Genomic DNA, 20,773 nt, shown 5'->3' with positions numbered 1-20,773 from the left:
TCCTGTGTTGTCAGCTTCGCGCAGTCTGCGGCCATACCACGGCCTGGCAAGGTAAGTATGTCCGATATCCTGCGGTAGAATGCAGCATCGTCCTTACTGGTGATGCAGGCGCTGCGGTGCATGGCACCGGCGCTGCGGTGCCTGTCGAGCTTCAGTCATTACGCCGGCCTGGCCCTGCGATGAACAACTCCCGCCGCACACTTGAGCGCAAAGCCCAGCACGATCGCCGCCCCGGCACTCACGAAAATCATCTCCCGCCCCGCACTCTGCTGCTGCACGGCGACAAATGCCGGCGCCGCGGCCGCAGCCGCCACTTGCAGAGTGCTCACCCACGGGGTCAGCGTGCCCTGCGGGTCATTGGTGGCGATTGCGCCCATGTAGTAGGTCAGCGCCAGTACCCAGCCAAAGTTCATCAGCAACAATGCGCCGCAAAGCTGTTGTGCATCGTGGCTGTAGCGCGCCAGCAGCACGATCGACAGCAACACCAGCAGCGAACCGAAGCCGATCATCGGCCCGCGCGGTACTCGCCCGCCAAGCACGCTGGGTAGCGCCCCGCCGGGCAAGCCGCCGAGTATCCCCAGGCCGAACGCCCAGCCTACGTCCACCGGCGCGATCCCACGCTCACGCGACAGCGGGTCGACAAAGCCCCAGATGCAGTAGATGGCAAGCTGCAAGCACAGCATCCCCAGCAAGGCATAGCGCCCGAGCATGGCTGAGCCGCCACCGCCCTGCGCCAGTTGCCGGGGCGCCTCGCGATGCATCCGGGTGGGGATGGCAAGCGCTGCCAGGGCGATCAATACGAACCAGAAGCCGATCGACGCGATCGCCCAACGGTTGCCAGATACCTCAGCCAATTGCGGCATGCAGGTGGCGTACAGGGCAAACACGGCGGTCTGAATCAGCAGCGACAGCCCATACGAGCGGTCCTGCCCGGGCAGGCGCCCCAGCCCACTGATCGCCCCGGCATACAACAGGCCCGTGGCCACGCCACAGGCCAGGCGGCAGGCGATCAGCGCCGGCAGTGAGTCCAACGCGCCACTGAGCAGGTTCAATGCCATCGCCACCAGCGCGCAGGCCACGTAGAAACCACGGCCACCAAAGCGCCGCCCTAGTCCGGGCAGCAGCAGGCTGCCGAGTAAAGTCCCGATCATTTCTACCGACAGCACCCAGCCTTGCTGGCTGAGGTCCAGGTGCAGGCGTTCGCCGACCAGGCCAATGAAAATCGGTTGCACACCGATGATGATCAGCGCCGTGGCGGCGATGTAGATCAGGGCGGCACGCAGAAGCAGGGTATTTTTATTGTTGTGCATCGAGGGTTTCCCGGGTGAAGCAGGTAGTGCGGCCCGCAGGCCGCAGCGCTCGGATCAGGCGTGGGGGAGGGTGCCTGCATCGTGTGTGATACGGCCGTTCATCAAGGTCATGGCCACGTCCGTTTTACCGATCTGGTAGCGATCCAGCTCGAACAGGTCCTGCTCCATGATGATGATGTCTGCCCGTTTACCCTCGGTAATCGAGCCAATCTCTTTTTCCAGGCCCAACTGGTAGGCGCCGTTGAGGGTGTAAGCGGCAATCAGTTGGGGAATGCTCAGGCGCTCGTTGGCATCAGGCATCACCGGTGCATCGGGCTCGCCGCTGAGCTGGCGGGTGTGGCCCGACTCGATGTGCTCCACCGGTTTGTGCTGGCAGCGGCACTGGCACACCAGCCCGTCCATGCCGATAGACACGGTCACACCCTGGTCGATGAAGGTGCGGAACTTGTACATCGAGGCCCAACGCTTGAACCCGTACGACTGCTGGATCGCCTCGGCATAGGCATCGACCACGCCCCACTGCAACTGGGTGTTGGCCATGACGCCAATGCGGCGAAAACGCGGGATGTCGTCGGGGTGGGTGAGGAAGGCGTGGGTGATCACATGCCGTCGGTCGCGCGGCGGGTTGCAGGCGAAGGTGCGTTCGAACACGTCCAGGGCCATGCGCACCGCTGCATCACCCACCGCATGCACCATCACGTCGATACCATTTGCGTCGGCGTTGCGTACATGCTCTTCGAACACCGCCTCGGGCATGGTGGTCGAGCCACAGCTGTGGGGTTTGTCGCAGTAGGGTTCGAGCAGGAATGCGGTGTGGTTCAGCTCGGTGCCGTCGAGCATCAGCTTGAGGGTCTGCGCCTTCACCAGCGGCGAGTCGTAGCGCTGGCGCAGGGCCTGCAGCTGGATGACCGGGTCGGGTTCGGTGCCCATGTTGATGTAGCTGCCCACCACGCGCAGCTTCAGGCGAGCTTCGCGTTCCAGTTGCTGCAGGGTTTCATACAGCAGCGCCTGGTCGCCGCTGGGGTCGAGGAAGCCTGCGTCGAATACCGTAGTGATGCCGGCAGCCACCAGCTTCTCTTGCCAGAACGGGATCGAACGCAGGTACAGGTCGATCCCCGTCGGCAGGTAGCCAGCCTCGCTCAAACGTTGCATCAGCAGCGAGTAAGCCGCGCAGTCGATGATGATGCCAGTGGGTTCGCCGGTGACCGGGTCTTTCTCGAACCAGCTGGCGCCTTCTTCCACCGCGGGGGTGTCGCGGTCGATGCCCGCCGCTTGCAGGGCAAAGCTGTTGACCCACATGGTGTGGTAGTCGGTGGACAACAGGCACACCGGTTTGTCTGGGCAGATGGCGTCCAGCACTTCACGGCGCAGCATGTCGGCCGGCATCAGCGGCTGTATCCAGCCCATGCCGGTGATGGCCTTCTCGGTGGGGTTGGCCTGGACGTACTGTTTGAGCAGGGCCAGCACCTGGTGCGGGTCTTCATGGTTGACCAGAGCCTGGAAGGCGAACGCGGTGCTGGAAAAGTGCCAGTGCGATTCGACGAAGCCAGGCAGCACCAGTTTGCCGTCAGCATCCAGCAAACGGGTGGATGGGCCGGCATGGGCCATGACACTGGCGTTGTCGCCCACGCGCAGGATGCGCTCGCCCTGGATGGCCACGGCATCGGCCCAGGGTTGGTGCGGGTCGACGGTGTAGATGCGGGCGTTATGGATGATAAGGTCTGCAGCGGCGGTCATGGCGACTCCCTGGGTCAAAATGCCGCGCTAGTTTTGCGTCGATAAAAAGTTTTAGTCAATAAAATAATTTACCGGTTCGGTGATGTTGTATGCTGGCCTCCCCGACCAATCGGGTTCGACAAAGGTAATGACGTGAGCGGGTTACGCGAACAGCAGAAGGCCATGCGCCGGGAGACGATCAGCCGTACGGCGCTGGGCCTGTTCGAGGCGCAGGGGTACCAGACCACCACCATGGAGCAGATCGCGCGCCTGGCGGCGGTGTCTGTGCCCACGGTATTCGCCTACTTCGGCAGCAAACAGGAGATTCTTCTGGAAAAGCTGCGCGAGGCGGACCACCGCGCCGTCACCCAGGCGCGCCGCCGCCTGCCAGAATTCGACGATGCGCTGGATGCCTTGTGCTGTTACGAGGAGCACCTCACCGACTACGCCTTCGCGGTGCTGCCCGCGCCGCTATGGCGCGAGATCCTGCCGCCCTTGCTGCCGCTGCTGGGCGGTGACCAGCAGGCGTTGCCCGCCGCCTACAAGCGGGTCAACGACGCATTGGTCGAGGAGCTCAAGCACCTGCTGCAAGACCTGTGCGACAGCGGCAAGCTGCGGGCCGACCTGGATGTCGGCTATGCGGCGTTTCTGATCAACGACTATGGGCACTTGCAGCTGCTGCGCCTGTGCAGCAGTGAGACGCTGGACATGCCTGCGCACCGCACGCAAGTGCGCATGTTCATGGCCATGTTGCTGGCCGGCATGCGTGGTTGACGCTGTCCCTACGCCATCCCGTTACGGCCATGGGCCAGGAAGCCTGCACGCTCGCTCAGCCGTTGGTAGTAATCCCGCACAGCCGGCAGGTGAGGGTGCTCGAAGGGCGTTTCGAACCAGCGATTGACCGAAAGCCCGATGGGGATATCGGCCAGCGTAAAGCTGTCACCGGCCACATAAGCACCGGTCGCAGCCAGCTGCTGCTCGAGGATTCGCATATGGCGCGACCAGTCTGCGCACCCGGCGGCCAGCGCCTGGGCATCCTGGTGCGCGGGTGAGTGACGCACCAGCGACATGAACGCATAGCTCCACGAGCGGTTCAGGTCCGAGGCCTGCCAGTCGATCCATTGATCCACCCTGGCCCTGGCCCTGGCCTCGGTGGGGTACACCGGTGCATCGCCATAACGCGTGGCCAGGTAGCGGATGATGGTGTTGGACTCCCACAGCGTGAGGTCGCCGTCCTGAATCACCGGGACCATGGCGTTGGGGTTCAGGGCCAGGAAGGCGGGCGTGTCGGTGGGCTGGAAGCCTGCGCCCCAGTCTTCGCGCTCGAAGGGAATATCGAGCTCGATGCAGGCCCAGAGGACCTTGCGCACGTTGATGGAAGAATCCCTGCCCAATATCCGTAGCATGCTGTAGTCCTTTTCCGGGAAGAGCCGATCGTCAACCACGGCCCTTCCTCGGTCAAGCGTAAAAGCGCACCCGTCAGACGCGGAACTGGTCCATCAACCCCTGCTGCTGGTTGGCCAGGCTGTTGAGTGACTGGCTGACCCGCGCCGACTCGTTGGCCTGCCCGGACAACGACTCGGTGACATCGCGGATGGTCGCGACATTGCTGTTGATCTCTTCGGCCACTGCGCTCTGCTCTTCGGCGGCGGAGGCGATCTGCAGGTTCATGTCGGTGATCACGGTCACGGCCTGGCCGATGCGCTGCAGCGCGGTGACGGCCTGGCCGACCTGCTCCACACCGCCCTGGGCCTGGCGGTGGCTGTTGTCCATGGCGCCGACCACCTCGCGGGTGCCGGCCTGCAGGGCTTCGATGACCTGGCGGGTTTCTTCCACCGACTCCTGGGTGCGCTGGGCCAGGTTGCGCACTTCATCGGCGACCACGGCGAAGCCACGGCCGGCCTCACCGGCACGGGCGGCTTCGATGGCGGCATTGAGTGCCAGCAGGTTGGTCTGCTCGGCGATCGATCGGATCACCTCCAGCACCGAGCCGATCTTCTCGCTGTTGTGGGCCAGCCCTTCGACCTCGGCCATCGCATGGCTCATGTCTGCTGCCAGTGTGTCGATGCTGCGGGTGGTGCGGTCGATCACCGCCAGGCCTTCGCGGGTTGCCTGGTCTGCTTCACGGGCGGCCTGTGCAGCCTGTGCGGCGCTGCGGGCGACATCCTGGGCCGTGGCGCTCATTTCGTGCGAGGCGGTGGCCGCCTGGTCGACCTGACGGTATTGCTGTTCCATGCCGGCGCTGGTTTGCGTGGCAATCGCCGAGGACTGGTCGGCGGTGCTGCGGGCCGCCTGCACCGAGCGTTTGACCTCGGCGATGGTCGGCTGCAGTTTGTCCAGGAAGCGGTTGAACCAGCCGGCCAGTTCCCCGAGCTCGTCGCGTTTGTCGTAGGTCAGGCGGCGGGTGAGGTCGCCTTCACCGCTGGCGATGTCTTTGAGCATGGCCGCCACCCCGAGGATCGGCCGGGTCACGCCACGGGCCATCAGCCACACCAGCAGCAGGCCGGCAATCGCAGCGCCCAGGCCAAGGCCCAGCTCCAGCAGGGTGCCGCTGGTGTTCAGGGCGTCGAGTTCTTGTTTCAGCGCCTCGGCCGGGCCGGTCAGGGCGTTTTCCGGCACATCCAGCAGCACACCCCATGGCTGGGCGCCAGGGATCGGCTGGAACGCCGCAAGTACCTTGAGGCGTTGCTGGTCGTGGTGGACGCTCAATTTACCTTCGGCCAGCTTGCGTACCAGTTCGGCGCCTTTGCTGGTGTCAACCTGGTCGAAACGCTGGGCCAGCTTGCTGGCATCGGCACTGTAGCCGGCCAGCAGGCCCACGGGGCTGAGAATGCCTACCGTGGTGCGGCCCTCGTACAGGCTGCGGCTGGCTTCCTGGCTCAGGGCCTGCAGGCTGTTGAGGTTGATGTCGATGGACAGGGTGGCGATCACCTTGCCGTTGACCGCCAGCGGGAACACGATGCTGGTCATCAGCACGCGCTGGCCGTCGATGTCGTAGAAGTACGGCTCCACCACGCAGACCTTGCCGCTGCTGCGCGGGCACACCCACCAAGTGTTGGCGGGCTGGCCGCTGGGGCCGATCTCGGTGTTGGCCATGTCGTGCTCGGGCAGGGCCATGGCGGTCAGCTGGCCCACGCGCGGCTGCGACCAGTACAAAGCGAAGCGGCCGGTCTCGTTGCTGCCAAGCTCGGGTTGGCCGGTGAAGAGGCTGTCCTTGCCGTCCAGGGCATTGGGTTCGAACACCAGTGACAGGCCCAGCAGGTCGGGGTTGGCCTGCAGGGCTGCACGAACCTGGCGGGTCATGTCTTCGCGCAGGTCGTAGGCATCCAGGAAGCGCTTTTCCGCCTGTTCACGCAGGAACAGCACTTGGCGGGCGAACCCGGCGCCGTACTGGTAGGCATCCATGAACTGGCGGCTGATGTTCAAGGCCTGGACCTCGCCTTGCGACTCGATGCGCGCCTGCGCTGCCTCACTGAGCATCTTCTCGCTGCTGGCTTTGACCAGGTCCGAGCTGTGGTCCATGCGGTACAGCGAAAGGCCGACGAGCAGTGTGACGATGCTGGCCAGGCACAGGCCGGCAAGCAGGGTGATCTTCCACTGGATGGAAAGTTGTCGCAAAGGCATGGGGCGTCCCTTTTTTGAGGGTAAGGGTTTGGCTTTGGATCTTGGGTGGGGCTCAATCCCTCTGCTATATCGGCGGCCCCGGTTTTTTCTTTATTCAAACATTCAATTTAAATTTGCCGGCCCGCGTAATACGCCGCCGCCTGGCGCTTTTGACATCTGTGCGCCAGTGCTGCAGAGTGCGCGCTTTTTGTCTGCAGCTACGAGGAAAGCCAAACCATGAATGCAGTGATTGCCGCGGTAGGCATCATGCTGATACTCAGCCTGTCGCGCGTGCACGTGGTCATCGCCTTGATCATCGGCGCCCTGGCCGGTGGCCTGGTCGGTGGCCTGGGCATCGAGGGCACGCTCAAGGCCTTCAACGGCGGCCTGGGCGGTGGCGCCACGGTGGCGTTGTCCTACGCCTTGCTCGGCGCCTTTGCCGTGGCGATTGCCAAGTCCGGCCTGGCCCACGCTCTGGCCGACCGTGCGCTGGCGATGATCGACCGCCAGGGCCATGCCAGCGGCGGCAAGGTCAAGTGGCTGCTGATCGGCCTGATGCTGGTGGTGGCGGTGGCGTCGCAGAACATCCTGCCCATCCACATCGCCTTCATCCCGCTGCTGGTGCCGCCGCTGCTGTACGTGCTGACCCGTCTGCGCATCGACCGCCGGCTGATCGCCTGCGTGATCACCTTTGGCCTGATCACGCCGTACATGTTCCTGCCGGTAGGGTTTGGCAACATCTTCCTCAACGAGATCCTGCTGGCCAACGTTGCCCGCGCCGGCGTGGACGTGAGCGGTGTCAACGTCACCCATGCCATGGCCATTCCGGCGGCGGGCATGCTGGCCGGCTTGCTGCTGGCGGTGTTCTTCAGCTACCGCAAGAAGCGTGACTATGACCTGGCGCGCATCGAGCAGGTCGAGCAGGCCAGCGTGCAGTACAACCCGCTGACCCTGCTGGTGGCGGGGCTGGCGATCGCTGCGGCGTTCATCGTCCAGCTGTGGCTGGACTCGATGATCATCGGCGCCATGGTCGGTTTCCTGATCTTCTCGCTGTCGGGCATCGTGCGCTGGAAAGACACCGACGGCCTGTTCACCGAAGGCATGAAGATGATGGCCATGATCGGGTTCATCATGATCGCAGCTTCGGGGTTCGCCGAGGTGCTCAAAGCTACTGGCGAGGTCAACGGCCTGGTACAAACCTCGGCGCAATGGATCGACCACAGCAAGGGCGTGGGTGCCTTGCTGATGCTGTTGGTGGGGTTGCTGGTGACCATGGGCATCGGTTCGTCGTTCTCGACGGTGCCGATTCTGGCGGCGATCTTCGTGCCCCTGTGCGTGCAGCTGGGCTTCGACCCGCTGGCCACGGTGTGCATCGTCGGCACCGCCGGTGCCCTGGGCGATGCAGGCTCGCCGGCATCGGACTCGACCCTTGGGCCAACCTCGGGGCTCAACGTCGATGGCCAGCATCACCATATCTGGGACACCGTGGTACCGACGTTCATCCACTACAACCTGCCACTGATGGCGTTTGGCTGGCTGGCGGCGATGACGCTCTAGCGCATCAGCCCTTGTCGGGCGGTGGGGAAATTCGGTTGAGGACGGTGCTGCCGTCCTTGCTGCGGGTCAGGTACACCGGCAGCACCTTGGGCAGGTTGTCCACCAGGCGCTTGACTTCACGGGTGTTGTAGATGCCGCTGATGCGGATGCGGCCGGTGCTGGCATCGGCCAGCAGCAGGGGCGCATCGAGGTAGCGGTTGATCACTGGCAGTGCCTGTTCGAGGCTGAGGTTGTCGAGCACCAGCTTGCCGCTGCGCCAGGCCAGGCTGTTGCCATAGTCTTCGCTCTGGGCCAACTGCGGCTCGAAGTCGCCGGTGCGATAACTGGCCTGCATGCCTGGGCCAAGGCGGTAGCCGCCGGTGCTGCCGTCGCTGCTGACCAGCACCGAACCCTGTACCAGGGTGACCTTGACCTGGTCCTGATACTTCCACACGTTGAACTGGGTGCCAGTGACCCGGGTCTGGCCGTGGCCGGCACGGACGATGAAGGGGTGGATGCTGTCATGCTGCACCTTGAAGAACGCCTCGCCTCGCTTGAGCGTGACCTGACGCTGGTCCTTGTAGTTGAAGTAGGTCAGTTCGGTGTTGAGGTTGAGCTCCACCGTGCTGCCGTCGCTCAGTTGCACGGTCCGCGCCTGGTCGCCTGCTTCAACGTGCTGGTAGTGGTTGGGTAGCCAGCCCTGCTCCCAGCCAACCCAGCCCGCCAGCGGCAACACCAGCAGGGCGATGGCTGCTGCCGAGGCCATGGGCCGCCAGTGGCGGCGTTGCCGCGCCATAGTGCGTACAGGTGGGTTGAAATCGATGACCGTGGCGTTGCGCGGCAGCAGGTCGGCGGTCTGCCAGATTTCCAGCATCGCCTGGTATTCATCAGCGTGGCGCGGGTCCGCTGCCAACCAGCGTGCGAATGTTTCACGCTCGGCCTGGGTGCAATCGTCGGCGTGCAGGCGCATGCACCACTGCGCGGCGGCGTCGGTGATGGCATCGTCTGGGCTGGGACTGAGGCGGTCTTGGTTCATTGCGGCTCCGGGTTTTGCGCATTCTACCCCTGCGAGGGGCCTCCCGAGAACCAAGGTAATGGCGAATGACTATCAGTTATGTGTGTTTTGATCGGTTTCGCCAGGATTTTCCAGCGTTTGAGAACCCTTCCCGGCACCCACCTGCCGTGTGTCCCAAGGCTATTTCCATAGCCCCCTAACGAAAGCTTTGACATTTGCTGCCTAGGCAGTAATATTTTTACACAATTGCCCGAGCTGCTGCCGATGTCCCATTTCACCCCGCAAAACTTCCAGTCCTGCGCCATCGGCATGCTGCTGGGCCGTGCGGCGATCCTCAAGGACCGCATTCTCGACTGGCACCTCGAATCAGAAGGCGTCACCGCCGCGCAGTTCAAAGTGTTGATCATCGTCACCCAGTACCAGGTGGATACGCCGGCCGAGCTGTGCCGCTACCTGGGCCTGGACAGCGGGTCGATGACCCGCATGCTCGACCGCCTCGAGCACAAGGGCCTGATCTTGCGCAACCGCTGCGCCGACGACCGTCGCCAGGTACGCCTGGCCCTGACCGCCGAAGGCCAACGCCTGGCCGACCGCTTGCCCCAGATCGGCGCGGCGGCGATGAACGAACTGGTCGGCGTGCTGCAGCCTGACGAACTCAAGACCCTTGAAGGCCTGCTGGCCAAGGTCCTGCTCGGTGCCGGCGACCCTCTGACGATCCGCCGCTTCGGCGATCGTTGATTCCTGTTTCATATTCCAAGGTATTGTCATGGCCAATAACGCAGACACCTCAACTCCCTCCGCCGCACCCGAACCGTCGCGCAAGCGCAAAGTCTGGCTGCTTGGCCTGTTGCTGGTGGTGCTGCTTGCCGGCGCTGGCGCCTGGGCCTGGTACAGCCTGATCGGGCGCTGGCACGAAAGCACCGACGACGCCTACGTCAACGGCAATGTGGTGGAGATCACCCCGCTGGTCACCGGCACCGTCACCAGCATCGGCGCCGATGACGGCGACCTGGTGCATGCTGGCCAGGTGCTGTTGCAGTTCGACCCGGCCGACAGCGAGGTGGCCCTGCAGGCCGCGCAAGCCAATTTGGCCCGTACGGTGCGCCAGGTGCGTGGCCTGTACAGCAACGTCGATTCCCTCAAGGCCCAGTTGCAGACACGCCAGGCCGAGCTGCAGAAGGCCCGGCAGAACTACAACCGGCGCAAGGTGCTGGCTGACAGCGGTGCGATCGCTGCTGAAGAAATCTCCCATGCCCGCGATGACCTGACCGTGGCCCAGGCCGCCGTCAACAGCGCGCGCCAGCAGCTCAATACCAGCACGGCGCTGGTGGACGACACCGTGGTGTCTTCGCACCCCGAGGTCATGGCCGCCGCCGCCGACCTGCGCCAGGCTTACCTGGACCACGCACGCACCACGCTGGTGGCGCCAGTCACCGGTTACGTCGCCAAACGTACCGTGCAGCTCGGCCAGCGTTTGCAGCCGGGCACCGCGACCATGGCAGTCATCCCGCTGGACGAGGTGTGGATCGACGCCAACTTCAAGGAAACCCAGCTGCGCGACATGCGTATCGGCCAACCCGTGGAAATCAGCGCCGACCTGTACGGCAGCGACGTCAAGTACAGCGGCACCGTCGACAGCCTGGGCGCCGGCACCGGCAGCGCGTTCGCCTTGCTGCCGGCACAGAACGCCACCGGCAACTGGATCAAGATCGTCCAGCGAGTACCGGTGCGCATTCACCTCAGCCCGGACCAGCTCAAGGCCCACCCGCTGCGCATTGGCCTGTCCACGGTGGTCGAGGTCGACCTGCACGATCAGAGCGGCCCGGCCCTGGCCCAACAGCCGCCGCAGCAGGCCAGCTACACCACCCAGGTGTACGACCGTCAGTTGGACGAAGCTGACCATCTGATCGCTCGGCTGATCCACGACAACAGCGCCCCTGGCAAGACGGCGCAACGATGAGTAACAACGCTGCGGCGCAGTTCACCCCGCCGAGCCTGCTGCTGACTACCATAGGCCTGTCGCTGGCGACGTTCATGCAGGTGCTCGACACCACCATCGCCAACGTGGCCTTGCCGACCATTTCCGGCAACCTGGGGGTGAGTTCCGAGCAGGGTACCTGGGTGATCACCTCGTTTGCGGTGAGCAATGCCATCGCGTTGCCGCTGACCGGTTGGCTCAGCCGGCGCTTCGGTGAGGTCAAGCTGTTCATCTGGGCCACGCTGCTGTTCGTACTGGCGTCTTTCCTCTGCGGTATCTCGCAGTCGATGCCGGAGCTGGTGGGCTTTCGTGTGCTGCAGGGGGTGGTGGCCGGGCCGCTTTACCCGATGACCCAGACCTTGCTGATTGCCGTCTACCCGCCGGCCAAACGGGGGATGGCACTGGCGTTGCTGGCGATGGTCACGGTGGTGGCGCCGATTGCCGGGCCGATCCTGGGCGGGTGGATAACCGACAGTTACAGCTGGCCGTGGATCTTCTTCATCAACGTGCCGATCGGCTTGTTCGCTGCCGCAGTGGTGCGCCAGCAGATGCGAGCACGGCCGGTGGTGACCAGCCGCCAGCCCATGGACTACATCGGCCTGCTGACCTTGATTGTCGGTGTGGGCGCATTGCAGGTGGTGCTCGACAAGGGCAATGACCTGGACTGGTTCGAGTCGTCGTTCATCATCATCGGCAGCCTGATTTCGGTCGTGTTCCTGGCGATATTCATCATCTGGGAGCTGACTGACCGCCACCCGGTGGTCAACCTGCGGCTGTTCGCGCACCGTAATTTCCGCATCGGTACCATTGTGCTGGTGGGGGGCTATGCAGGCTTTTTCGGCATCAACCTGATCCTGCCCCAGTGGCTGCAGACGCAGATGGGCTACACCGCCACCTGGGCAGGCCTGGCAGTGGCACCGATCGGCCTGCTGCCGGTGATCATGTCGCCGTTCGTGGGCAAGTACGCGCAGCGTTTCGACTTGCGGGTGCTGGCGGGGTTGGCGTTCCTGGCCATCGGTGCCAGCTGCTTCATGCGCGCGGGCTTCACCAACGAGGTGGACTTCCAGCACATTGCCCTGGTGCAGCTGTTCATGGGGATTGGTGTGGCGCTGTTCTTCATGCCGACCTTGAGCATCCTGCTGTCGGACCTGCCGCCGCACCAGATCGCCGACGGGTCTGGCCTGGCGACGTTCCTGCGCACGTTGGGCGGCAGCTTTGCGGCGTCGTTGACCACGTGGATCTGGATCCGCCGGGCGGACCAGCATCATGCCTACCTGAGCGAGAACATCAGCCAGTTCGACCCGGCGACGCGGCACACGCTGGAGCAACTGGGCGGGGCAAACCCGCAAAGCTATGCGCAGCTGGAGCAGATACTCAACGGGCAGGCCTACATGATGTCGACGGTGGATTACTTCACCTTGATGGGCTGGGTGTTTGCCGGGTTGATTCTATTGGTGTGGTTGGCCAAGCCGCCGTTTGCTGCCAAGGCGGGGCCGGCTTCAGCGGGGCATTGAGCAGGCGCGGTTTTGGGGGCGGCGCTCAATTTTGCGCAAGCGGTTGGCGCACGCTCTTTCGCCGCGACGCGCTATGCTTGGCCCATGAGCACAGCACTTGCCTTACGCCAACCTTGCCCACCTGGCGCCTGTGACTGCGGCCGCGAGCACCTGGCCGCGCAGCCGCCTGCGGCCCAGCGCATCCTCCTGCTCACCCGCCAGGAGGAGAAGCGCCTGATCGAGCGGCTGGAAAACCTCAAGGACCTTGAAGACCTGCAGCGCTTGCAGGCCAGGCTGTACGAGAACCTGGGCATTCGGCTGCATATCGCGCCCGGTTACAACGAGGTGCGTACCATGCGCGGGATAGTCATCGAACTCGATGACCAGCCTGGGCTATGCCGCAAGACCCGCCAGTCGATCCCGGCGGCTATACGGCGCGGGTTGGAGCGCAATCCGCAGGTGGCTTATCGCTTGCTGGATACCCATGACTTGCTGAGGGATGCTTGAGCCCCAGAAGTTGTCATGCCCAACCGCTAATTTTTCGGATGTTTCCTACGTCTACCAGAGAGCCGCCCTACGCCAAGCGCGTACCGGCATCCATCACTCAAGGAGACAGGCAATGACTTCCGTTTTCGACCGCGACGATATCCAGTTCCAGGTAGTGGTCAACCACGAAGAGCAATATTCCATCTGGCCCGACTACAAGGCGATCCCCAACGGCTGGCGCGCTGTGGGCAAGAGCGGACTGAAAAAGGACTGCCTGGCCTACATCGACGAAGTCTGGACCGATATGCGCCCGCTGAGCCTGCGTCAGAAGATGGCGGACGCTGCCGCACAGTGACCGCGCTCAACCTGCTGTGCCTGCCTTATTCCGGGGCCAGCGCCATGGTCTACAGCCGTTGGCGGCGCAAGCTGCCAGCCTGGCTGCAGGTACGCCCGGTCGAGTTGCCCGGGCGCGGTGCGCGCATGGGCGAGCCGCTGCACACCGACATGCAGGCCTTGGCCCGGCAACTGGCGGCCGAGCAGCGCCAGGCCGCTGCTGCGCCGTATGCGCTGTTTGGCCATAGCCTGGGGGCGCTGCTGGCCTTCGAGCTGGCCCACGAGCTGCAGGCGCTGGGGTGCCCGCTACCGGTGGCGCTGTTCGCTTGCGGTACTGCGGCGCCCACCCGGCGTGAGGACTATGACGGCAAGAACTGGCGTGAGCCCAAGACCGATGACGAGCTGCGCAATGAGCTGCGGGAACTCAATGGTACGCCGGAGGAGGTGCTGGCCAATGCCGAGCTGATGAGCCTGACATTGCCGATCCTGCGGGCGGACTTCCTGCTCTGTGGCCGTTACAGCTACCGCCCAAGGCCTGCCTTGGCGTGCCCGCTGCATGTGCTGGGCGGGCAAGACGACCGCGCCAGTGAAGAGCAACTGCGGGCCTGGGGCCAGGAAACCCAGGGTGCATTCACCTTGCAGATGTTTCCGGGCAGCCACTTCTTCATCCATGAGCAGGAGGACCGTGTGCTCACGGCGCTGGCTGCAGCATTGGAGTCCCATCGGCTTTGCGCCTGATTGACGTTGCCGCTTGCCTTGGGGATGCTAGGCGTTTTCCCAGGCAAGAGGCAGACAATGCTGATCGATCCTCACCAGGCCACGTTGCTGGTCGTCGACATCCAGGAAAAGCTCATTGGCGCGATGAGCGACGCCGAGGGCACCCGCGCCCGGGCACGCTGGCTGCTGGCAGCATGCGCCGATCTCGCATTGCCGATCGTCATCAGCGAGCAATATCCCAAAGGCCTGGGTCACACCCTGCCCGAGCTTCTCGCCGCCGCCCCAGCAGCTGAAATCGTGGAAAAGACCCATTTTTCCTGCGTTGCGGCCCAGTGCCTGCCAGCCAGCTTGTTGGCGCGCGAGCAAGTAATCGTGTGCGGCATGGAAACCCACGTCTGCGTGCTTCAGACCGTGCTCGGCTTGCTGGGCCTGGGCAAGCAGGTGTTCCTGGTCGAGGATGCCTGCGACAGCCGTACCTTGGCCAACAAGGCTGCAGGGCTTGCACGGATGCGTCAGGCCGGGGCGCAGGTAGTTACCCGCGAAATGGTGCTGTTCGAGCTCATGGGCAACGCCAGCCACCCGCAATTTCGCCACATCAGCAAGACCTATCTGGTCGGGGAGCAGCCCTGAACGGCCGGCTGCTGGCTGCCGGGTTGATGGCCCTGGCGCTGCTGCAGGGCTGCGCCGGGCGTCGTGAGGAAGAGCCTGAGGCCGACCCTGCCAAGGTGCGTGCCCAACTGGTGCGCTTGTTGCTAGCCCAGGCCAGGGACCGCGAGGGCTGGGCCAGGGATATCCAGGTGGCGTTCGAAGCCCAGCGCATCGCCCCGAGCAAGAGCAACCTGTGTGCGGTGCTGGCGGTGACCGAGCAGGAATCGACCTTCAATGCCGACCCGCAGGTCCCCAACCTTGGGCGCATTGCCCGTGCCGAGGTCGACCGCCGCGCGGCGAGCCTGCATATCCCGCGGTTGCTGGTGGACGGCGCGCTGAATACGGCTTCTGGCAATGGCCAGACGTATCAGCAGCGCCTGCTTGCGGTGCGCAGTGAGAAGCAACTGAGCGCGCTGTACGACGAGTTCATCACCGGCCTGCCGCTGGGCCGGACCTTGCTGGGCGGGCTGAACCCGGTGCACACCGGTGGGCCGATGCAGGTTAGCGTCGAGTTTGCCGAGCAGCATGCCAAGGATTACCCCTACACCTACGACGGCACCATTCGCCAGGAGGTCTTCAGCCGTCGTGGCGGCATGTATTTCGGTATCGGCCATTTGCTGGGTTACCCCGCGCACTATGAGCGCCAGCTCTATCGCTTCGCCGACTTCAACGCGGGCTGGTACGCCAGCCGTAATGCCGCGTTTCAGGCGGCCCTGAGCAAGGTGACGGGCGTGCCCTTGGCCCTGGATGGTGACCTGATCGCCCCCGGCGCGATCATGCCCGGCAGCACCGAGCAGGCGGCGCGCAAGCTGGGTGTGAAGCTGGGGCTGCGTAACCCGCAGATCCGCAGCCAGCTGGAACTGGGTGACAGCCTGGCCTTCGAGGACAGCAAACTGTACAGCGGGGTGTTCGCCCTGGCTGATGCAGCCGCAGGCAAGCCGGTGCCGCGCGCCAAGTTGCCGGGGATCGAACTGAAAAGCCCGAAAATCACCCGCAAGCTGACCACGGCGTGGTTTGCGGGGAGGGTGGATGAGCGGTATCAGCGGTGCATGAAACGCTAGGGCTGTCTGCCCTGGCCCGATCGCCGGCAAACCGGCGATCGGGCAGGTACAGGCTGCATCACCCTTTGCTCAGCGCCCCGACCACCTGATCGACACTGGCCTTGAGCCCGGCCACGGCGTCTTGCGGGTCACTTTCCACCACGAGCAACGTGGCCCCCGAGGCCTTGATCACCTCGGCCACTGCCGCATCCGGCTGCCGATGGTCCAGCACCAGCGCCACATCCTGGTTCTTGAGGTTCTCGCCCAGTGCCTTGAGCGCGGCTTCGTCCCACTTGCCCTCGGCCGGCAGTGCCTGTTCCACCACATCCAGGTTCAGGCCGCTGGCCAGGTAGCCCAGGCGCTCGGACAGGCTGACCACGCTGAGGTTGTCGATTTGGGCAAGCTTGGTCTGGCTGCTGGCGGTCAATTCCAGCAACTGGCGCTTGAGCCCCGCCAGGTTGCCCTGGATCTTCGCCTTGTCGTCGGGCGCCAGGCGTTCCAGGTCGTTGGCCAGCACGTCGGCCATGCGCCCAAGGTTGGTCGGGCTCAGCCAGGGGTAGGCGTTGTAGGCGTCGTCGCCACTGACCGCGATGCCCGGCAGGGCACCGTCCACCGGCCGCGCTGCATCGATTTCGACGATGCGGATATTGCTGCGTCGGGCCATGGGGTACAGCGGGTCGTCACGCCAGATCGAGCGCAGGCCGATCACCGCATCGGCCTGCTGCGCCGCTTTGGCAAGGCTCGCGCCGCCACGGCTGCTGAAGTACGAAGGCTGGCGGCTGGCCGGCAGGTTGGCCGGCGCGGCGCGCTTGAGCTGCACGGCGGTGCCGTCGAGCAAGGCCGCAGCCAGGCTGTGGGTCACCGGCAGGGTGGTCAACACCTCGGTGGCGAGGGCGAACGAGGGCAGGCCGGTGAGGGCCAGCGCCAGGGTGAGCTGTTTCAGGTTCATGCCGGGTTTCCTTGCAGGCGTGGGACGAGGGCGCGGGCCAGAGCCGCGAGGGCGAAGCAAATGCCGGCAACCAGGATGATCGCGGCACCCGACGGCACCGGCAGGTCAAAGACGATCGGCATCAGGATGCCCAGCAGCGTGCTCAGGGTGGCGATCAGAACCGAGATGAAGAAAAAGCCTTTGAGCGACTGGCTGACCAGGCGTGCGGCAGCGGCCGGAATCACCAGCAACGCACCGACCAGGATTGCCCCGATCACCTTCACCGACGCCACCGTTACCAGCGTCACCAGCACCACGAACAGGTAGTCCAGGGTCTTCACTGCCACCCCGCGTACGGCTGCCAGTTGCGGGTTGAAGCTGGCCAGGATGATGCGGTTGTACAGCGGCAGGGCCAGCGCCAGCACCAGGGCAGCGACGATGCCCAGCACCACCAGGTCCTGGGCGCTGACTGTCAGCACCGAGCCGAACAGCACGTTCTCGAGGATGTGCACGTTGATCTTGCCGGCCAGCATCAGCAGCAGGCTCGCGCCCAAAGCCAGCGACACCGAAAGGAACACCCCGATCAGCGTGTCAGGCGACAGCCCGGTGCGGTTGCGCAGGAAGTTGAGCAGGATGCCGAACAGCAGGCAGTAGCCGAACAGGCTGCCGTAAGGCCCGGTGTAGGGTTCGCCGAGCAGGATGCCGATGGCCACCCCGGTCAGGGCGGCATGCCCGACGGCTTCGGAGAAGAAGGCAAAGCGCTTGACCACCACCAGGGTGCCCAGGCCGCCCAGTACCGGGCCGATCATCAGGCCGGCGAGCAGTGCGTTGATCACGAAACCGTAGGCCAGTGCCTCGGGCAGGTAGCCAGCGCCGGCCCATTCCTGGACCAGTTGGCGGAATGCTTCGTAGCTCATCAGGTGCGGCCCTCGCTGCGCGGGTGGACGGAGAACAGGCTCAGCAGGCGCTCCGGGGTAAGGGCTTGGGCAGGTGGGGCGTCGAACAGTACCTGGCGGCTCAGCCCGGTGACCCGGTCGGCCAGGCGCAGCACCGCTTGCAGGTCGTGTTCGATCCACAGCACGGTGGTGCCGGCCTGGCGCCAGCCCTGCAGCAAGTGCTCGAACACCCGGATGCCGGCTTCATCGAGCGCCGACATGGGCTCGTCGAGCACCAGCAACTGCGGCTCGGGGATCAAACCCTGGGCCAGCAGCACGCGCTGGCGTTCGCCGCCCGACAAAGCGCCCATGCGCCGCTTGCGTTTGTCGAGCATGCCGACCTGCGCCAGCGCTGCGTCGATGGCTGGTTGCACGCGGCGCGAAAGGCCGAGAAAGGCTGGGCGGCGTTGGCACATTGCGGCCATGAAGTCGTCCACGGTCATCGGCAGGCTGCGGTCGAACTCCAGCGCCTGGGGGACGTAACCGATCACCTGCTGCTCGCCCGGCCAGTGCAGGGTCAGTTGGCCCTGGTGTGGCATCTGCCCGAGCAGGGTCTTGATCAGCGAGCTTTTACCGCCGCCGTTGGGCCCGACGATGGCATGCACGCTGCCGGCGGCGACGCTGAACTGGACCTGTTCCAGGATGCGCGTGCGGCCAAGCGTCAGGTCTATGCCAGCGAATTCTATGCCGGGCCCGCCGCGCACCATGAGGTTGGCGGCCGCGGTCATGCGCGGTTCTCCTGAATGGCGCGGACCACGGTGTCGAGGTTGCGCTTCATCTCTACTTCGTATTTGTCCTTGGTGTACTCGCCGTAGGAAATGTGCGTCAGCGGATACAGGCGCACACCGGACTCACGCTGGATGGTCTCGACATAGGCCGACGGGAAGTCCATCTCCGAGAAGATCACCTTGACGTCCAGCGCCTTGAGCTGGTCGATGGTTTTCTTCAACTGTGCCGGGCTCGGTTCGATGCCGTGGGCCGGCTCCACCACTGCCGTGACCTCCAGGCCGAAATCGCGCACCAGGTAGTCGTAGGCCGCATGAATGGTGGCCACACGGAAGTTGGCGCCGGGCGCTTCGGTGACCTTGGCCAGCGCTTCGGCGCGCAAGCCGCGCAGGCGCTTGGCGTAGGCGCGGGCATTCTGGGTGTAGAACCTGGCGTTGTCCGGGTCGAGCTTGCCCAGTTCACGGGCGATGTTGTTGACCTGGGCAATGGTGGTGCTGATCGACAGGAAGGTGTGCGGGTTGACCACTTTGCCGGCACCGCGGGCGGCGATGCCGGTGGCCGCCAGCAGCGGCACGTTCTGGTTGGCTTCGATGATCTTGATGTCGGGCTTTTCACTGGCAGCGATCATGCGGTCGGCGAAATCGTCATGGCCGACGCCGTTGAGCACCACCACGTCCAGGCTGCCGATACGCTTGATGTCCTCGGCACGTGGCTCGTAGGCGTGCGGGTTGAAGCCTGCGGGAATCAGCGGCACCACTTCGGCCTTGTCGCCGACGATATTGCTCACATAGCTGTAGTACGGGTGCAGGGTAATGCCGATGCGCAAGGGCTTGCCGGTGTCGGCCAGGGCCAGGGCCGGTAACGCGAGGGCCAGGAGCAGGGTGAGGGCGGAGCGCAACATGGGGAATTCCTTGGGTTCAGTGACGGTGTTCGCGGGTGACCCCGGCGTCGTAATGGCTAGCCACTTGCTGCCAGCCAGCGGCGATCAGGGCTGCCTGGCCAAGGTCGTCCGGCACCACGGCGGCGCTGTCGCGGCGCAGCCAGACGTCAGGCTGGGCGCTGTGCTCGTGCGGCACGATCAGCAAAAAGCTGCCGGCGACCTGCGGGGCCTGGCTGCGACCCAGATAGGCGCCAGCCTCCAGCCACTGCCATTGGTGGCTGCCACGGCTCTGGCTGCCGGCGTCTACCACGAACGGTGGCAAGCCTTCCTCGGCCAACGACGCCACACTGGGCACGGCGGCGGTTTCTTCGCGCAGCAACTGAACCTCGTCGAATGCGACGCGAAGGTCGGTATAGATGCCTTGTTCGGCGGGCGTCAGGTCGCGGCGGGCGTCGATCTGGTGGCTGGCGATGGCCTGCTCGTCTTCGCGTTCACCGCGCAGCAGCACCACGCAGGCGGCGACGATGACGATCAGCAGGCTGACCAGCAGCACGTAGAGGGTTTCGTGCCCGGCGCCGGCGGGGCGCACCACCTGGGTACGGCTCAGGGTAGGGCCGCTCATGGTTGCGTGATGTCGGCGTAGTCGACTTCCACCACGTGGCCGGGGCCGGCATCGAACAGCACGTAGAACTCGCCGTCGGGGCGCTTGAAGGTAAGCGTCGAGTCATCGCCCAGCTTGCCGCCGACCAGTACCTGTTCGTCATAGCCGATCACGTCCAGGGTCACGCCCGGGGCGCCGCTGCCGTCCGAGAAGCCACCGGTGCATTTGACCTGGCCGCCATCGAGCTCTTCGCACTCGCACATCGGGTTGTGGGCCAGGGCCGGGCCTGCGGCCAGCACCAGCAGGGGCAGGGCGAGCCTGCGCATCATGTGCTTCATTTCTTGCCTCCTTGTTTTTCGAGCCAGGCCACGGTGGCTGGCGAAGCCTTGCTCAGCGGGACCGATGCCTGATGCATGCTGCCGTCCCAGCCTTCGAGGGTGATCCAGATCTGCGCGTCGGGCTTGGTGCGCGCAGGGATCGGCAGGTTGGTACCCATGCGGTAGGGCGCGCCGAAGAAGATGGTGCCGGCGGCGCGCAGGCTGCGGGGTTTGCCGATGCGCAGGTACACGGCTTTGACGTCGTTGATGCAGGCTTTGCAAAGCGCGGCGTTGAAGGGCTTGAAGTAGCCCGCCGGGCCGTCGGCGCGGGGCGCTTCGCTGCGCAGTTCGGCCAAGTCCAGGCTGTAAGGGCCGACCTGAATATCGCTGATCTGGTTCACGCCCAAGCCGGCATCACCGCGAAACAGCTTGGCGTCGGCGAAATACTTGGGCATGAAGCCCAGCGGGATGAGAATCAGCAGAATGTTCAAGTGAAAGCGCCACTTCAGCC

The 20,773-nt window shown here is 64.7% G+C and carries 22 protein-coding genes and 1 pseudogene; 10 read left to right on the top strand and 13 right to left on the bottom strand.

The genetic code is table 11. From position 1 onward, the window contains the following. Positions 1-158: 158 nt before the first annotated feature. Positions 159-1,310 (bottom strand): MFS transporter, encoded by a 1,152-nt coding sequence (locus BLX42_RS19800; protein ID WP_161872445.1) that lies wholly within the window; start codon positions 1,308-1,310, stop codon positions 159-161. A 54-nt stretch (positions 1,311-1,364) separates the two neighbouring features. After that, positions 1,365-3,047 (bottom strand): amidohydrolase, encoded by a 1,683-nt coding sequence (locus BLX42_RS19795; RefSeq protein WP_161872444.1) that lies wholly within the window; start codon positions 3,045-3,047, stop codon positions 1,365-1,367. A 132-nt stretch (positions 3,048-3,179) separates the two neighbouring features. On the opposite strand from BLX42_RS19795, the gene BLX42_RS19790 reads away from it, so the two are divergent. Next, complete coding sequence (locus tag BLX42_RS19790) at positions 3,180-3,800, top strand: TetR/AcrR family transcriptional regulator (protein ID WP_161872443.1); 621 nt, start codon at positions 3,180-3,182, stop codon at positions 3,798-3,800. An 8-nt stretch (positions 3,801-3,808) separates the two neighbouring features. On the opposite strand, the gene BLX42_RS19785 is transcribed toward BLX42_RS19790, so the two are convergent. The 3 genes and pseudogenes from BLX42_RS19785 to BLX42_RS27260 all read right to left on the bottom strand — a co-directional run. Then, complete coding sequence (locus BLX42_RS19785; RefSeq protein WP_161872466.1) at positions 3,809-4,432, bottom strand: glutathione S-transferase family protein; 624 nt, start codon at positions 4,430-4,432, stop codon at positions 3,809-3,811. A 73-nt stretch (positions 4,433-4,505) separates the two neighbouring features. Beyond that, positions 4,506-5,261, bottom strand: a complete 756-nt coding sequence (locus BLX42_RS27265; RefSeq protein WP_371316831.1) for a methyl-accepting chemotaxis protein — start codon at positions 5,259-5,261, stop codon at positions 4,506-4,508. Between the two features lie 102 nt (positions 5,262-5,363). Next, positions 5,364-6,329 (bottom strand): annotated as a pseudogene (locus BLX42_RS27260) (HAMP domain-containing protein); the annotation flags it as partial. A gap of 537 nt (positions 6,330-6,866) precedes the next feature. Between BLX42_RS27260 and BLX42_RS19775 the strand changes: the two are divergent. After that, on the top strand, positions 6,867-8,186 hold the full coding sequence (locus BLX42_RS19775) for a Na+/H+ antiporter family protein (protein ID WP_161872441.1): 1,320 nt from the start codon (positions 6,867-6,869) through the stop codon (positions 8,184-8,186). 4 nt (positions 8,187-8,190) lie between these two features. Here the strand turns inward: BLX42_RS19775 and BLX42_RS19770 are convergent, their stop codons facing one another. Next, complete coding sequence (locus BLX42_RS19770) at positions 8,191-9,201, bottom strand: FecR family protein (protein ID WP_161872440.1); 1,011 nt, start codon at positions 9,199-9,201, stop codon at positions 8,191-8,193. Between the two features lie 243 nt (positions 9,202-9,444). Between BLX42_RS19770 and BLX42_RS19765 the strand changes: the two genes are divergently transcribed. The 8 genes from BLX42_RS19765 (at position 9,445) to BLX42_RS19730 (ending at position 15,896) form a co-directional block, all read left to right on the top strand. Beyond that, on the top strand, positions 9,445-9,918 hold the full coding sequence (locus tag BLX42_RS19765; protein ID WP_046785625.1) for a MarR family winged helix-turn-helix transcriptional regulator: 474 nt from the start codon (positions 9,445-9,447) through the stop codon (positions 9,916-9,918). A 28-nt stretch (positions 9,919-9,946) separates the two neighbouring features. Next, positions 9,947-11,140, top strand: a complete 1,194-nt coding sequence (locus BLX42_RS19760) for an HlyD family efflux transporter periplasmic adaptor subunit (protein ID WP_046785624.1) — start codon at positions 9,947-9,949, stop codon at positions 11,138-11,140. After that, positions 11,137-12,672, top strand: a complete 1,536-nt coding sequence (locus BLX42_RS19755; RefSeq protein WP_046785623.1) for a DHA2 family efflux MFS transporter permease subunit — start codon at positions 11,137-11,139, stop codon at positions 12,670-12,672. Before BLX42_RS19760 ends, BLX42_RS19755 begins: the two co-directional genes overlap by 4 nt. An 84-nt stretch (positions 12,673-12,756) precedes the next feature. After that, on the top strand, positions 12,757-13,158 hold the full coding sequence (locus tag BLX42_RS19750; protein WP_046785622.1) for a hypothetical protein: 402 nt from the start codon (positions 12,757-12,759) through the stop codon (positions 13,156-13,158). Positions 13,159-13,270: 112 nt separating this feature from the next. Beyond that, complete coding sequence (locus BLX42_RS19745; RefSeq protein ID WP_012313972.1) at positions 13,271-13,492, top strand: MbtH family protein; 222 nt, start codon at positions 13,271-13,273, stop codon at positions 13,490-13,492. Next, positions 13,489-14,208, top strand: a complete 720-nt coding sequence (locus BLX42_RS19740) for a thioesterase II family protein (RefSeq protein ID WP_161872439.1) — start codon at positions 13,489-13,491, stop codon at positions 14,206-14,208. The genes BLX42_RS19745 and BLX42_RS19740 overlap by 4 nt, the downstream gene beginning before the upstream one ends. Positions 14,209-14,265: 57 nt before the next feature. Next, positions 14,266-14,817 (top strand): hydrolase, encoded by a 552-nt coding sequence (locus tag BLX42_RS19735; RefSeq protein WP_046785619.1) that lies wholly within the window; start codon positions 14,266-14,268, stop codon positions 14,815-14,817. Positions 14,818-14,843: 26 nt separating this feature from the next. Then, positions 14,844-15,896, top strand: a complete 1,053-nt coding sequence (locus BLX42_RS19730; protein ID WP_161872438.1) for a DUF1615 domain-containing protein — start codon at positions 14,844-14,846, stop codon at positions 15,894-15,896. A 58-nt stretch (positions 15,897-15,954) separates the two neighbouring features. Here BLX42_RS19730 and BLX42_RS19725 read toward each other — a convergent pair whose 3' ends face one another. Genes BLX42_RS19725 through BLX42_RS19695 form a run of 7 tightly spaced genes read right to left on the bottom strand, consistent with a single transcriptional unit; the run spans position 15,955 to position 20,771 of the window. Beyond that, positions 15,955-16,824, bottom strand: coding sequence for a metal ABC transporter solute-binding protein, Zn/Mn family (locus BLX42_RS19725; protein ID WP_161872437.1), 870 nt, complete (start codon positions 16,822-16,824; stop codon positions 15,955-15,957). Further along, positions 16,821-17,720, bottom strand: coding sequence for a metal ABC transporter permease (locus BLX42_RS19720; RefSeq protein ID WP_046785616.1), 900 nt, complete (start codon positions 17,718-17,720; stop codon positions 16,821-16,823). Before BLX42_RS19720 ends, BLX42_RS19725 begins: the two co-directional genes overlap by 4 nt. Further along, positions 17,720-18,466 (bottom strand): metal ABC transporter ATP-binding protein, encoded by a 747-nt coding sequence (locus BLX42_RS19715; protein ID WP_161872436.1) that lies wholly within the window; start codon positions 18,464-18,466, stop codon positions 17,720-17,722. The genes BLX42_RS19720 and BLX42_RS19715 overlap by 1 nt, the downstream gene beginning before the upstream one ends. Beyond that, complete coding sequence (locus BLX42_RS19710) at positions 18,463-19,365, bottom strand: metal ABC transporter substrate-binding protein (protein WP_046785614.1); 903 nt, start codon at positions 19,363-19,365, stop codon at positions 18,463-18,465. The genes BLX42_RS19715 and BLX42_RS19710 overlap by 4 nt, the downstream gene beginning before the upstream one ends. Before the next feature lie 16 nt (positions 19,366-19,381). Then, entirely contained in the window at positions 19,382-19,951 is a 570-nt protein-coding gene (locus tag BLX42_RS19705; RefSeq protein WP_046785667.1) for a DUF6162 family protein, read from the bottom strand. An 11-nt stretch (positions 19,952-19,962) separates the two neighbouring features. Next, a complete protein-coding gene (locus BLX42_RS19700) occupies positions 19,963-20,283 on the bottom strand; it encodes a hypothetical protein (protein ID WP_039601114.1) in 321 nt (106 codons plus the stop codon). Then, on the bottom strand, positions 20,280-20,771 hold the full coding sequence (locus tag BLX42_RS19695) for a thiamine pyrophosphate-binding protein (protein ID WP_161872435.1): 492 nt from the start codon (positions 20,769-20,771) through the stop codon (positions 20,280-20,282). The genes BLX42_RS19700 and BLX42_RS19695 overlap by 4 nt, the downstream gene beginning before the upstream one ends. Between the last annotated feature and the right edge of the window lie 2 nt (positions 20,772-20,773).

Source organism: Pseudomonas sp. SG-MS2 (assembly GCF_009933855.1).
GTDB classification, from domain to species: domain Bacteria; phylum Pseudomonadota; class Gammaproteobacteria; order Pseudomonadales; family Pseudomonadaceae; genus Aquipseudomonas; species Aquipseudomonas putida_E.
This window is presented reverse-complemented; position numbering and strand designations above follow the sequence as displayed.